The sequence below is a fragment of the Calothrix sp. CCY 0018 genome (genome assembly GCF_963920925.1).
GTDB lineage: Bacteria > Cyanobacteriota > Cyanobacteriia > Cyanobacteriales > Nostocaceae > Rivularia.
On record NZ_CAWUDI010000019.1, the window covers coordinates 72968 to 86478 of the forward strand.

Annotated in this window: 15 protein-coding genes; 8 read left to right on the top strand and 7 right to left on the bottom strand. The window is 36.4% G+C overall.

Annotation, left to right across the window (positions count from 1 at the left end):
• The first annotated feature begins 81 nt into the window (after window positions 1–81).
• The gene (locus ACM03V_RS15415; RefSeq protein ID WP_414621671.1) at window positions 82–270 is read left to right on the top strand and encodes a hypothetical protein; all 189 of its coding nucleotides are present in this window, start codon (window positions 82–84) and stop codon (window positions 268–270) included.
• A gap of 4 nt (window positions 271–274) precedes the next feature.
• Here the strand turns inward: ACM03V_RS15415 and rppA are convergent, their stop codons facing one another.
• Entirely contained in the window at window positions 275–964 is a 690-nt protein-coding gene (gene rppA / locus ACM03V_RS15420) for a two-component system response regulator RppA (protein WP_414621672.1), read from the bottom strand.
• Window positions 965–1144: 180 nt separating this feature from the next.
• Between rppA and hisG the strand changes: the two genes are divergently transcribed.
• Together hisG and ACM03V_RS15430 are read left to right on the top strand one after the other, a co-directional pair.
• Window positions 1145–1801, top strand: coding sequence for an ATP phosphoribosyltransferase (hisG, locus tag ACM03V_RS15425; protein ID WP_414621673.1), 657 nt, complete (start codon window positions 1145–1147; stop codon window positions 1799–1801).
• A gap of 167 nt (window positions 1802–1968) precedes the next feature.
• The gene (locus ACM03V_RS15430) at window positions 1969–2673 is read left to right on the top strand and encodes a class I SAM-dependent methyltransferase (protein ID WP_414621674.1); all 705 of its coding nucleotides are present in this window, start codon (window positions 1969–1971) and stop codon (window positions 2671–2673) included.
• A 78-nt stretch (window positions 2674–2751) separates the two neighbouring features.
• On the opposite strand, the gene cydB is transcribed toward ACM03V_RS15430, so the two are convergent.
• From cydB to ACM03V_RS15450, 4 genes are all read right to left on the bottom strand, one after another.
• Complete coding sequence (gene cydB, locus ACM03V_RS15435) at window positions 2752–3765, bottom strand: cytochrome d ubiquinol oxidase subunit II (RefSeq protein WP_414621675.1); 1014 nt, start codon at window positions 3763–3765, stop codon at window positions 2752–2754.
• Between the two features lie 136 nt (window positions 3766–3901).
• On the bottom strand, window positions 3902–5344 hold the full coding sequence (locus ACM03V_RS15440; protein WP_414621676.1) for a cytochrome ubiquinol oxidase subunit I: 1443 nt from the start codon (window positions 5342–5344) through the stop codon (window positions 3902–3904).
• 388 nt (window positions 5345–5732) lie between these two features.
• On the bottom strand, window positions 5733–6416 hold the full coding sequence (locus ACM03V_RS15445) for an MBL fold metallo-hydrolase (RefSeq protein WP_414621677.1): 684 nt from the start codon (window positions 6414–6416) through the stop codon (window positions 5733–5735).
• Between the two features lie 713 nt (window positions 6417–7129).
• The gene (locus tag ACM03V_RS15450; RefSeq protein WP_414621678.1) at window positions 7130–8134 is read right to left on the bottom strand and encodes a hypothetical protein; all 1005 of its coding nucleotides are present in this window, start codon (window positions 8132–8134) and stop codon (window positions 7130–7132) included.
• Window positions 8135–8710: 576 nt separating this feature from the next.
• Between ACM03V_RS15450 and ACM03V_RS15455 the strand changes: the two genes are divergently transcribed.
• Complete coding sequence (locus ACM03V_RS15455; RefSeq protein WP_414621679.1) at window positions 8711–9583, top strand: cache domain-containing protein; 873 nt, start codon at window positions 8711–8713, stop codon at window positions 9581–9583.
• Between the two features lie 244 nt (window positions 9584–9827).
• Here the strand turns inward: ACM03V_RS15455 and ACM03V_RS15460 are convergent, their stop codons facing one another.
• A complete protein-coding gene (locus tag ACM03V_RS15460; RefSeq protein ID WP_414621680.1) occupies window positions 9828–10409 on the bottom strand; it encodes a hypothetical protein in 582 nt (193 codons plus the stop codon).
• A 327-nt stretch (window positions 10410–10736) separates the two neighbouring features.
• Entirely contained in the window at window positions 10737–11042 is a 306-nt protein-coding gene (locus ACM03V_RS15465; protein WP_414621681.1) for a threonine dehydratase, read from the bottom strand.
• A 425-nt stretch (window positions 11043–11467) separates the two neighbouring features.
• Between ACM03V_RS15465 and ACM03V_RS15470 the strand changes: the two genes are divergently transcribed.
• The 4 genes from ACM03V_RS15470 (at window position 11468) to ACM03V_RS15485 (ending at window position 13509) form a co-directional block, all read left to right on the top strand.
• Window positions 11468–12103, top strand: coding sequence for an antibiotic biosynthesis monooxygenase family protein (locus tag ACM03V_RS15470; RefSeq protein ID WP_414621682.1), 636 nt, complete (start codon window positions 11468–11470; stop codon window positions 12101–12103).
• Window positions 12104–12189: 86 nt separating this feature from the next.
• Complete coding sequence (locus ACM03V_RS15475; protein ID WP_414621683.1) at window positions 12190–12855, top strand: SDR family oxidoreductase; 666 nt, start codon at window positions 12190–12192, stop codon at window positions 12853–12855.
• Between the two features lie 186 nt (window positions 12856–13041).
• On the top strand, window positions 13042–13131 hold the full coding sequence (locus ACM03V_RS15480; RefSeq protein WP_414621732.1) for a helix-turn-helix domain-containing protein: 90 nt from the start codon (window positions 13042–13044) through the stop codon (window positions 13129–13131).
• Between the two features lie 183 nt (window positions 13132–13314).
• Window positions 13315–13509 carry a hypothetical protein gene (locus ACM03V_RS15485; RefSeq protein WP_414621684.1) on the top strand — a complete coding sequence of 65 codons (195 nt, stop codon included), beginning with the start codon at window positions 13315–13317 and terminating at the stop codon, window positions 13507–13509.
• The last annotated feature ends 2 nt before the right edge of the window (window positions 13510–13511 follow it).

Below are 13511 nucleotides of genomic sequence, written 5' to 3' on the forward strand. Positions count from 1 at the left end.
AAATAGAAGAACATTTGAACTGGGATAAAGTAAATTTACCACGAGCGATCGCCCCCGGTACTTGTGTAAGTCATTTTAGCTTTGATTCCGCCGGAAGATTTAATCGAAGATATGGGTTTCAAGATTTTTGGGAAAGATGCCAAACCACTCCAAGGAATGATGGAAAGAATAAAACCGTCTGCATATCAACAAATTCGACAGCAGTTACGCGGTAAGAAACCTTTATCAATAAAAAATACTTCCGTAAAAGAAGTTGTAAAAACTAATTAAAACATCACATTTCACCAACCCCAAATCGATAACCTTTCCCATAAACGCTGTGAATTAATTGCGTTTCACCTTTAACTTCAATTTTTCTCCGTAAAAGACGAACTAATGCCGCAATCACATTACTGCTAGGTTGTTCGTCTTCTTCCCATAAATTTTCCATAATTTGCGCGTGAGTCAGAAGTATACCAGCATTTTCCATCAAATATTGCAATAACTGGCTTTCTTTTTCCGATAGTTCGATTACTCTTTTTTGACGATAAGCTATTTGATTTTGAACATCTAATTCTAAATCTTCTACAACAGTTTTTTTATTTATGTGAGCGTATTCTTCCACACCCGCACGCCGCAACAAAGCCCTTACTCTTGCTAGTAATTCCCGTAATTCAAAAGGCTTTACCAAGTAATCATCAGCACCTGCATCTAAACCTTGTACTCTGTCATCCAAAGTGTCTTTTGCTGTGAGAAATAATACAGGTGTTGTCACGCCTTGCTGTCGTAACTGCTGACAAATTTCTAAACCCGTTTTTCCCGGCAGCATCCAGTCTAAAATAAATAGATCGTAATTACCTTTTTTAATAAGTTCGCTGCCAGTTGTGCCATCAAAAGCCGCATCAACGTTATAACCTTCACGAGTTAATAAGCGAGTTAAAGGGTTGGTAAGTTCGGTTTCGTCGTCAACTATTAATATTCGCATCTTCTTAATTTTCGATTTTCGATTTTGGATTAGCTAATATATCTGTTACTTAATAAATGGTAGTTTAAATAGAGAAGGGAAAGAGAGGTAGAGCGGGTAAATGATTATTACTAATTATCAACTCCTAACTTTTAATTCCTAACTCCTAACTTTTCAATCCAAAATCTAAAATCTAAAATCATGTTAACCGTTGCACTACCAAAAGGTGGACTTCTAAAAGACAGTATCCGCTTACTAAAATCTGTAGGTTTGGATTTTAGTGCTTTTTTAGCCGAAGAAAATCGTCAATTACAAATATTAGATACTAGCGGGAAAGCTAGAGGATTAAAAGTAAGAGCGCAGGATGTACCTGTTTATGTAGAATACGGGCAAGCTCAATTGGGTATTGTTGGTGAAGATGTGCTGCAAGAAAAAAAGCCGCAAATTGCCCGTTTAGTTGATTTAGGTTTTGGATATTGTCGGATGTCGGTAGCTGTTAAAGCTTCGAGTGCTTACAAATCACCTTTGGATTTACCAGCTGATTGCAGAGTTGCATCTAAATACGTAAATTGCGCTCGCGATTATTTTCAAAGTTTGGATTTTCCTGTAGAAATTATACCGCTATCTGGTTCTGTGGAGTTAGGGCCAATTACGGGAATGTCAGAGGCTATTGTTGATATCGTTTCCACGGGAAAAACTTTAAAAGAAAATGGTTTAGTTGAAATTGCCACTTTATATGAAAGTACCGCAATGCTAATTGCTCATCCTTTAGCTTATCGTTTGAATAAAGATGGGATTAGCGATTGGATTGGGAAGTTACGGGAAAGGGTAAGTGAGGAGTTAGGAGTTAGGAGTTAGGAATTGGGCATGGGGCATTGGGCATAGGGCATTGGGGAATTGGTAATTGGTAATTGGTAATTGGTAATTGTAAATAGTTAGAAGTGGAGAGTTATTAATTTTCTACCCCCTCTTCCCTCTCTTCCCCCTCTCCCCCTCTCTAATCAGAAGTTAGCAATTAGAAATTCATGACTAAACAAACCGTTGATTTCGATAAAAATGCGCCGATGGCTGGTAGTGAATACGATGAGATAGCACCGTTGGCTTTACCTGGTTATGAAGCAATGCATCAAATGACTTTGGCTTGTTTGCGGGCTAAGTTATTTGATGAAGCTAATTTATTGGTTGTTGGTGCTGGTACGGGAATGGAGTTGGTAAGGTTTGGTAAGGGTAATTCTAAATGGCAAATTTTAGGTGTCGATCCTTCGGAAAATATGCTTGCTGTTGCTAAAAATAAGATAGAGCAATATGGATTATCGGAGCAAGTTAAATTATTTCAAGGATATACTAACGATTTACCCGATACTCCTATCTATGATGCGGCAACTAGTATTTTAGTAATGCATTTTATCCCCGATGATGGCGGTAAATTGGCTTTTTTACAAAGTATTGCACAACGAATGAAATCATCTAGTACTTTTATATTAGTTGATGTATTTGGCGAAAAAGGAACTGATGATTTTCAAGAAATGATTTCTTTGGTGAAAAAACTTTGGGAAGAAACGGGTATAACAGAAGCGAAAAAAGCAGAAATTTTAGAAACGATGGAAAAGGGTGTTAATCCAATTTCTGAAACAAGAGTTTTGCAATTATTAAAGCAAGCTGGTTTTGGTAAGGTGATTCGATTTTATACGGGTTTGTGGGTTGGTGGGTGGATGTGTGTGAAGAATTAATGGTGCGTTGCGCGATCGCGACAACACACCCTACAATCCAAAATCCAAAAGATTAAAATCTAAAATCCAAAATCCAAATTATCCGTGATAACTTTCTCCGGTAACTTTACCCCGGAAAACTATATATGAGTAAAGATTGTAGAACAGCATAACCGGAATTAAAGCACCGATAAATATAATCATAATTACCAGTGAAGTGGGGTCGGCGGCGGCTTGATAAATGGTAATCTTGGTAGGGATAATGTAAGGAAAAACAACTAAACCTAGTCCAATAAATGAAAGTAGAAAAAGTAGTATTGTCCAGATAAAAGGCTGTCTATCTGCTTTTTTATTCAAGCTTTGAAGTAACTGCCAAATTAAGAATATTCCTAGTAAAGGTATTAGGGCAAAGATATAAACTAAAGGTTTGGAAAATAAACGAATTCGAGCAGTTTCGTAAATAAAAGGAGTAACACCTGTAATTAAAATTGCTCCAATTAAGGTTGTAAAAGCGGCAAGTTTAGCTGTTTTTCGGTGAGTTTCCTGCAATTCTCCGTCGGTTTTCCAAACTAAGTAAGTAGAACCAATTAAAACGTAACCTTGAATTAAAGTTAAAGTTACTAATACCGATGGAATATTAAACCAGTCCCACGTTGTACCGATAAAATGTCCTTTATCATCAACTTTAATTCCTGCAAGTACTGCTCCTAAAGCAAATCCCTGCCCCACTGCTGCCATAAAACTTCCCGTAGCAAAAGAAAGATTCCAAAAGAATTTACGTGTTGATTGTTCGCGGAATTCAAAGGCAACTCCACGAAAGATAAACCCAAAAATCATAATAAAAATTGGGATATAAAGAGCGCTGAGAATTGTGGCGTAAGCTAAAGGAAATGCACCAAACAAACTACCTCCCATCAAAACCAGCCAGGTTTCGTTTGCATCCCAAATGTTACTTAAGCTAGTCATTAAAATACCGCGACGCTCTTCACTTGAAGAAGTCAGTGATAAAATACCAACTCCCAAATCAAAGCCGTCAAGCATTACATAAAGAAATAAAAATAATGCTAAAATGCCAAACCATATCTGCGGTAGTAGATAATCTAGTGTTTCCATATTAATAATTTTTGAGTTGTGAAAACCTCTCTCCAAACCTCTCTCCTGCAAGGAGAGAGGCTTTGAACTTTAATCTAAAATCTAAAATCCAAAATCCAAAAGACACGCATCCGTTGTTAAAATCCAAAATCCAAAATCACTGCTGTGCTTCCACTGGGCGCTCGTCGGGGATGAATTGCGCTGGTGTGGTTTCTACTGCGGGTTTTTCTTCTATTCCCGGAACTGGTAAATTAAAGTTGGGGCCTCTACGAATAATCCGACTGCCGAAATACATTGCAGAAACAAATAAGATGGTGTAAACGGTTGCGAAGCATAGAAGAGTAGTTAATACGTTTCCTGGTGGTAAATTTGATACTGCGTCAACGGTACGAATTTCGTTGTATACAGTCCAAGGTTGTCTGCCGACACAACGTACTATCCAACCTGATTCTACGGCTATATAACCCAAGGGAGCGGCACAAATCCAACCAACCATTAACCAACTTTGCCCTGTTATATTTTCTGCCGATAGCTTTCCGCGCAACCACTGAATTACACTTAATGACATTAATCCTGCAAAGAAGAACCCAATACCAATCATGGTACGGAAAGCGTAGTAAATTAAACCTACCATGTGCGGTCTATCTTCCGGTTTCCACGTTTTCAAACCCCGCACGGGTTCCGAAAGTTTCTGCTTGAATTCCAAAATATATCCTAAAGCATTGGGAACGGTAATTTCCCAAGCATTTTTTTCCGCTTTCTCATCGGGTATCGCTAAAATACTCCAATCAGCAGCTTCCCCCGCAGGTGTCGTTTCCCATTGCGCTTCCATCGCTGCTAACTTAGAAGGTTGATAGTGATAAACCTGCTCCCCGCTTAAATGTCCCACCCAAATTTGCAGAGGTGCGACAATAATTGCAACCGCGATCGCAATCTTTAAAGCGATGGAAAAGAACTCTGGATTACGCTTGTTGAAAATGTACCAAGCACTGATTCCCCCAATTACAAACAGCGAAGTTTCCAAAGTCGCGAGGAACATATGAGAAACACTCACAGCCATAAACGGATTGAACACTGCTTTGAAATAATCGCTAACTATAAACTCACCATCAATAAAACTTCCACCTGCGGGAGTTTGCAACCAAGAATTTGCTGACAAAATGAACAAAGTTGAAAGATTAGCGCCGAAAGCAACCAAAATAGTCGCCATATAGTGAATTTTCGGGTTAACTCGTTCCCAACCAAACACCATAATTCCTAAAAAAGCAGCTTCCAGCATAAAAGCCCAAGACGCTTCAAAACCGATGACGCTGCCAAAAAAATTACCAATAGCTTCTGAAAGCGGTCCCCAGTTAGTCCCGAACTGAAACTCCATCGGAATCCCGCTAGCTACGCCAATTCCAAAATTGAGAACGTAAAGCTTCGACCAAAAACGAGCGTGAAAATAGTAATCCTTATTGCGTGTCTTTAACCACAACCCTTCCACAACAACTAAGTAAATACCCAAACCCGTAGTTAAAACAGGCCATAACATATGAAAAATCGCCGTCAACGCAAACTGCATTCGCGACAGCGCCACAGTATTAGATAAAATTTCCATAAATATAAAAAAAATAGCCCCTTTTGACTGCTTTCACTTTCTACGTGTCAGCTTTGCCACCCACTAGGTAAGCAGTAAATCCTCGGAAGAGTAACCAAATTTTAGTATTTCTTAATATATGACGAGGTGTCGGGGGATGGGGAGATGGGGAAGAGGTTTTTCTAATGGGGAGCAAGATGCTCCCACTACATTATTCCTAACTGTTTACTGTTCACTGCTCACTAGACATCTCCGGAAAAGAAAAAAGAACTGTATACAAACCTCTCCCCCACTGGGAGAGAGGCTTAAAAACCCCCATTCCCTGGTAGGGAAGGGGGGTAGGGGGGTTAGGTATGTGTGTAATTTAGAACCAGATACATGATTTCCGGAGATGTCTACTGGTAACTGTTCACATTCCGCAATTCTTGTTTGCGGGGACTGCTTGTTTAATTTTGGTTGGAAAGGGTAAGTCTAGATTTTCCATTAATTGAATAAAATCATCGCGGGTTTTTCCGGCGAATCGGGGATTTAATTGTTTTTCTTCCGCAATTGTGGAAACGGTACATCCTTTGTAGTCGTGAGCGGGATAAACTAAGGTTTCGTCGGGTAAGGTGAACAATCTTTTGGTTACGCAGTCGTATAAAGTGCCTGCATCACCATCTTGAAAATCGGTTCTTCCACAACCGCGAATAAATAAAGCATCACCAGTTAATAAGTGAGTATTGTTTACTAAATAAGCCATATGGCTGTTAGTATGTCCGGGAGTTGCAATCCCTTCGATGGTGACTGCACCAAGCTGCAACACTTGTCCGTGCTGTATAAAACTATCGGCACATTTTACTTGAGAATTTTTCGGTAAAACACTTAGACAACCTGTAGCTTGACGGAGTTTTCCCGTAGCGGTAATGTGGTCGGCATGAATGTGAGTATCCAAACAATAGCGTAGATTTAAACCAAGTTCGTTTAATAAATCTATATCTCTTTCAAATTGTTCTAATACAGAGTCTACAATTACTGCTTGCTTGGTATGGCGATCGGCAATTAAATAAGTATAAGTGCTTGATTCTGAGTCAAAAAGTTGACGAAATAACATAATATTTATTATATTCCTGGAAGCTAATTAGCAGTTAAAATTAATTTTGAAAACCATAGCATTTAACTTTAGATAAGCGCAGTTATCAACAACACAAAAATTAAGATATCCTATATTTAATTTCGAGCTTTATAATAAAAAATCTAAATTAAATTAATCTGAGTTTTTTCTGAGAGAATGGTTAGTTAATTATGAAAAACAAATAAAAATATTTGTAATCGTTTTGTATTGTTGTTTGTATTATTACTTCTATGTATAAATATTAGTTTGTAGGTTGGGTTAGACAGAAAAAGCCAATTGAATTCATCACGGAAATTTATGTTAATTCTGTCGTAACCCAACATCGGTATTTAGGATAAAACAAGATATATTCTAATACCGACAACATGATGTTGGGTTACGGCACATGATTAATTTATAGTTCAAAATCATTATTTTTTGTGTGCCTACTCCAACCTACAAAGACTATTTAATTACAGTATTATATTTCAAACAATGTATTTATCCGGCTACGAATCCACGTAAATACACCTTGTTCGGAGTCGATTTTCTCTGGTAAAATCCTCATGCTTGCAAGCTCTGCGGAAATTTGATCTGCTAGTTGGGGATGGTTTGATCGTAGTTTTTGTAAGTTTGTATGGTCTACTAAAAATGGAGTCTATTTCCCTGTTGCTGAAGCCATTCCATACGCAGACTGGTAATATTTTTAACAGTTAGTTCTGAATATACTTGCCTAGCTCGAAAAACTCAATCAATTTCTCTAAAGTTGTATTGTCTGCGGTGGGTGTTAGAGCTTCTATTTTTTTTATTGTTTCCTCGCTTAGGTATTTAAAGACTTTTTCTTTTAATACTAAAATCACTTCTATGGGCAAACCCTCAAGTTCTCGATTCAGCCTTACATAGCGTCCTTTCGCAAAGCTAATTTGAAATTTAGCTCTTTTTAACAATCGCTGTCTAAGGTTTTCATATACTTCGCCGTTATTACCATTATTTTCTTTTTCAGCTAAAAATTCTTGAACTAACGGTATAATATCGGGATTTTCTTCTAACAGTATCAAACTTCCTTCCTGGAAATAAGCTGACATTCCGTCTATCCCTAATCCACCAATATCTGCTAGGGCAATGATACGTGCTGGTAAGGTTATTTTTTGTTGTGAATTATATAAATCTGGTTGATAAATTGAATTATCCTTAGTGTCAAAAAGACAAATTGTAGCCGAAATAGATTTACGAATTATTTGCAAATCTATTTGGGTAAATAAAGGAGAAAGTTCGGGATTTTGAGCAATAAACTTTTGATTTAAGTGTTTGATAAAATCAATTAACTTATCAATTGTGGCATTTTCGCTGACTCCGCTTTCTCGCACTCTTGCAGTTTGAGGTGATTTTAAGGGTAAGAAAAGTTGAACCATATCATGGCTTGCAGCACAAATATCAATTAAAGATTTTGCCCGTTTGCTGTCTAATAAAGCAGGTTCTTGACAAATTTGAGTCCAAAAAGGTTCGATGGCATGAAATATGATTTCTGCTCTACGTCGAACAGCTTCTGCATGAGCATAATTGTGAAAGTAAAGTTGCTTTTTTTGTGCTTCTTTTCCAACTTCTGCAAACGCAAATTCTTTAATCATCGAAACAGCTTGTTCAAAGCTTTTTGGTATTGGCTGCGAATTTTTAAGCAAGGAATTTTCTAAAATTGTTTTATCTTGACTATGACTCATAGTATTTTGATTTACTAAGTTAACCCTTTTAAGACTTTTGAAATAATATAATAAAGTAATTTTGCGGATATTGACTACAATAAAAATACTTATTATTTTGTAAAGATTTGTATTTTAGTCCCAGTCAAAATAAATATATAAACCTGATTACATTAATAATTCATTGGGTAAGGGAACGGGAAATAGGCAACGGGGAACAGCAAATAGAATAATAATATAATTTTATATACCCTCCTTGACAAAATCTTTTACCTTCAATTTCTTCTACTAAAAATAACTTTGATTTAGATCGCTCCAACCCCTCCTTTTTTAGCTTGGCTTTGCGTAAATTATATTTTTATTTCCTACAAGTATTTCAAAGTATATCAAGTAAGGGGTCATCGCAAAAATTGGGAACGTAAATAGCGGAAAAAATAAGTCATACAGGCTCTAGAAATAGAAGAGTAGTTAATGCTTGCAGAAAAATTAGGCGATCGCGCAACGAAGAATAATAAAGGATTCTTTCAAAAATTAGCTACAGTCGGAAATTGACTTCCTTTACGAACTGTATTAGTTGTTCTATTTGTATTGCAGATTGTGGGAACGGTAGCAATAATTCAATATTTTTCATTTAAGAATTCCTATGAAGCAGTAAATAATATTGTCTCTCAATTGCGAAGTGAAATTAGCGATCGCATCGAGCAGCATCTGAGCAATTACCTTGAAAAACCGCATTTAATTAATCAAAATAATTTTCTATCTTATCAGATAGGTTTACTAGATTTGAATAACCAAGATGCACTTGGGCGGCAATTTTGGCAACAGAGGCAAGCATATAATATAAATGCTGTTTATTTTGGCAATAACAAAGGTGGATATGTTGGTGCAGAGCCAAGTGACACAATTACAATAACGGAAAATTTTTTACCGGGTCAATTTTTATATTACAATACAAACGACAAAGGTTTAAAATTAGCTAATCCAAAAATAGGTAAAAAAATTTTTGACTCTCGGGCTAGACCTTGGTATAAAGCTTCAGAAAACAGAAAAACTTCTAATTGGAGTAGTATTTATACATACGAAGATGGTAGCGATATTGCGATTACAGCTACTACACCTGTATATAAAGATAGTAAGTTTCAAGAAGTTTTAGCATCTGATTTATCTTTGAAACAAATTACTAACTTTTTACGTGAGATAAGAGTTAGTAAAACAGGTAAAACTTTTATTTTAGATGGGGAATTAGCAGAAATTCGCGATTTGAAATTACAAACTTTATCAGACTTTGAAAACGGATTAGAAAATTATCGCTGCGGAGATTGCGTCAAAGCTAAAGTTTATTTTGAGAAAGTATTAGCTGTAAATCCCGAAGATAAAGCGGCAGCCTTATATCTAGAAAGAGTCGAAGAATTGCAACAAAATGGGATTCCCCAAGATTGGTGCGGAGTTTGGGCGATGACGAAGAAGTAATCAGTTATCAATGAACAATTATCAATTATCAGTGATGGGGAGATAGGGAGATGGGGAGATGAGGTAAAAATAATTTTTAACTGATGACTGCTAAGTAGGTTGGCACCAATAAATATAACTATGTAACGAAATGTAAAAAAGATTGAAACCCTTGCGATGAACCGCAGCTCCGCTGAATGCAACCGAATGCCTCGTCGCAATGACAAAATATAATCACGTTTATTTACACCCACCTACTTAACTGCTAACTGCTTTTTGTCCACAAAGCCAATCCACCACCTTTACCCCGTGCAGCAATATAGTTATCTTCAACTAAAAAGTAGGTAAAAAATGCTTGCTGTTTTAAAGTTTGGTTGTCAAAATTATTTTCTCTATCTTTCCCACCACGAATGTAACCTTGATATAACTTTAATCCCGATAAAGATAACAGCATTTTGGTAAAATCAAAGGCGAGGATGTTTTTACTATTCCAAAATTTTACTGGCCCGGTTAAAACTATTTTTAATAAACCAAATTTGACAGAATTCTCAACGCTTCCTTTTTCTGACGAGTCTTCCGATTTACTGTAGGAAAGTTGAATTTTTACCAGCTTTGATAAAAATCTTCCCGCTCCCAAAACAACTCCTGCACGCTTACGAGTCTTTTTAGTTCCGGTAATAAATCCCAATCGCCAATTACCGATTAACTGCGAATAACTGTAATTTACTTTAGTTTGTTTAGCAATTTTTTCTGCTCCAATTAAGGCTTCAACCACAGCTTTTGATTCAGGTGGTTTTGTACCTTTGCTTTGTAAAAATTCCGCAGCTTCTTTAATGGCATTTTGCATTTTTCTACATTTAAGTCAATTGTAAAATTTTTATCTATCCTCAAAACTTATATTACTTCAAAATCATGAATAAAAATTCCAAAACATTCAAAAACCCGGTTCTTCAAAAAACCGGGCTTTAAAGCTTATTTATTAATATTTTTTCTTGCCACAGTTCCCTATTCCCCATTAAGTAGGTGGGTGTAAATAAACATAACTGTACTTTGTCATTGCGAGGAGGCACGACGAAGCAATCGCAAGGATTTCGGGTCTTTTACATTCCGTTACATAGTTAGTTTTATTTCCGCCAACTTACTTACCTTTTCACAAACAGTTAATAATTAACGGCTATTTTTTGATTTCTTTAGCCATTTTCATGAAATCGTCCATATTAGATTTTTTTGGACGACGGCGATCGCTATTAACAGCACCTTCGGGGGTTTTCACAGTTGCTACGGGGGTTTTGGTTTCTTGGATAGCTTTTTTAGTGTCGGCATCAACGTAATACCCCGAATTAGAATCAGAAAATCCTAAACTTTTACCGAAACCACCAAAGCTTTTTCCCAGGAAATCAAAAACAGAGCGAAATATAACAGAGAAGAAAGCTATAACCCGAATTAAACCATTTTGAACTATTTGCAAAAAACGTGACATGATATTGTTGATTTATTTGAAATTATCTACAGTTTATTTAAAAAGCTATTAACCAAAACAAAGTATTTTTTAGCAAAGCTATTAGCTTCAATTCTTAAGTTAATACTTTGAAAACCGATCGGATGATTTTTGATACTAAACTTTACGTTTGCTTTCATACAGGTAAAATTTAGGCAAACGCAACCAAAAATATAATATTATAAGTGTCGTAGTTATAGAATTGTTAATTCAATTAATAAAACATCTTCTGCCTTGTGATAGAAAAATATATATCTGAAGGATGAATTTTAATTTGAGACAAAACTTTCAATCTTGTTTGTGGTAGTTCTAGTAATGACCAAGCTTTATTAAGGCAACGTCACGTCCTAATTTTGCTATATCAACACAATTGAGATTTAGCGATCGTTAACAAACAGGAGATATCAATGCCTACCATTGCCACAAACAACGAAGTCGCTACCGTAATCATTATTTTTAACGTTGAATCAGAAAAGCAGCAAGAGTTAATAGATACTATCGCCAAATTTGGAGATACGGTAAAACAACAGCCCGGTTTTGTTTCAGCGAACATACATAAAAGCTTAGATGGTGTAAAAGTTGCTAACTATGCTCAGTGGCAAACAAAGGAAGACTTTGAAAACTTTCTTAAAAATCCCGAAGCACAAGAAAAGAAAGCCAAATTAAGAGAATTTAATCAACCAGATAGTCATGTTTATGAAGTAATTATTTCTGAGTCAAAAGAAGGTATACCAAAAATAGAAAAAAAATATATCTATCACTTTGCTGAATTTCGGATGCAGCCAGAAAATCAACTCAAAATGGTGGAATTAGCAAAAGAAAATGTTGGTAAAGCAATGAAATTACCAGGGTTAGTTTCGGCTAATTTTCATCGCAGCCTTGACGGAACTCGCGTGATTAATTACGGACAGTGGAGCAATCAAGAAGCTATTGAAAATTTGAAAAAGCAGCCGGGATTCAGTAGCGAAACTGCTTATTGGGAGGGGATTGCTGAGAACGAGCATCATCTTTACGAGCTTGTTGATTCTGTGACAAGCGATTAGGAATAGGATTTACGCATAGCCCCCCTTAAAAAGGCGGGTTGGGGGGATCTAAAATTTAAAGCTGTAAGCAAGGTAAAAATATCAGTATGGCAACTTATTTAGTCACGGGTGCAAATCGAGGTATCGGCTTAGAATATTGTCGTCAACTTAAAGAAAGAGGCGATAATGCCATTGCTGTTTGTCGCTCAACGTCAGATGAATTAAAAGATTTAGGGGTACAAATTGAAACAGATATTGATCTTACTTCTGAATCTTCAGTAGCTCAATTAGTTAAAAAACTTGACGATAAGTCAATCGATGTTTTAATTAATAATGCGGGTATTGTAGAAAGAGTCAGCCTAGATGATTTAGATTTTGACAGCATTCGCAGGCAATTTGAAGTTAATGCAGTTGCGCCATTAAGGTTAACTAAAGCTTTATTAAATAACTTAAAATCGGGTTCCAAAGTTATCATGATGACCAGCCGTATGGGTTCGATTGATGACAATACTTCTGGTGGTTCCTACGGCTATCGGATGTCGAAAGTTGCCTTATCAATGGCAGGTAAATCATTATCTGAAGACTTGAAATCGAAAGGTATTCCCGTTGCTATTTTGCATCCAGGATTAGTTAAGACGCGCATGACTGGCTTTACAGATTCCGGAATTACCACCGAAGAATCAGTTAAAGGATTGTTAGCTCGGATTGATCAATTAAATATGCAAAATACCGGAACCTTTTGGCATTCTAACGGTGAAGTGTTGCCTTGGTGATGCGATTTTAGATTTTGGATTTTAGATTGCTATTGTGACAAAGTTTGAAGGTAAAAAATTTCGTAGTAAGAGCTAGTACTCTGTCCCATTAATTATGATGGGTTGTATTTCAGTCCTAATGTAATCAAAAAACGCATTGAATCGGCGAAAAAATTGCTGAAGATACCGCAGTTATCAATTGTATAAATTAGTTATCAATTAGGATATTCAAGTCCAGCCCAGTTTACCAACTTCTTTCGCAAGCACACGGGTATTAGTCCATCAAATTACATTTGATCGGTAATTTTGTTCGTAGTAAGCGCTTTAGCGCCCAGGGTTGCGAGGACTTGTTATACTACCTGTATAAGCCGACAAAATACCGTTCGGAATCAGCAATAAAACTTAATTAAATATTTGCGAAGATAAAAGTATTTTGCATGGTTTTTTCATAAGATATTAGCGGACATTAAGGAGCTAACTATGCTACACAAAGAATATATGGAAATTGTGGAAGGGTTAGTTGATAAATTAACTTTATCTACAATCTTAGAAATGCTAGAGCGAATATGTCATAAAAAAGCAGAAAATCTGAGAACTCATTGGGAAGATGAGGCTTCAGCAAAGCTTTGGGAGAAAGCTGCTAGGCAGATAGAACAGATAAATGTTGATATTTAATT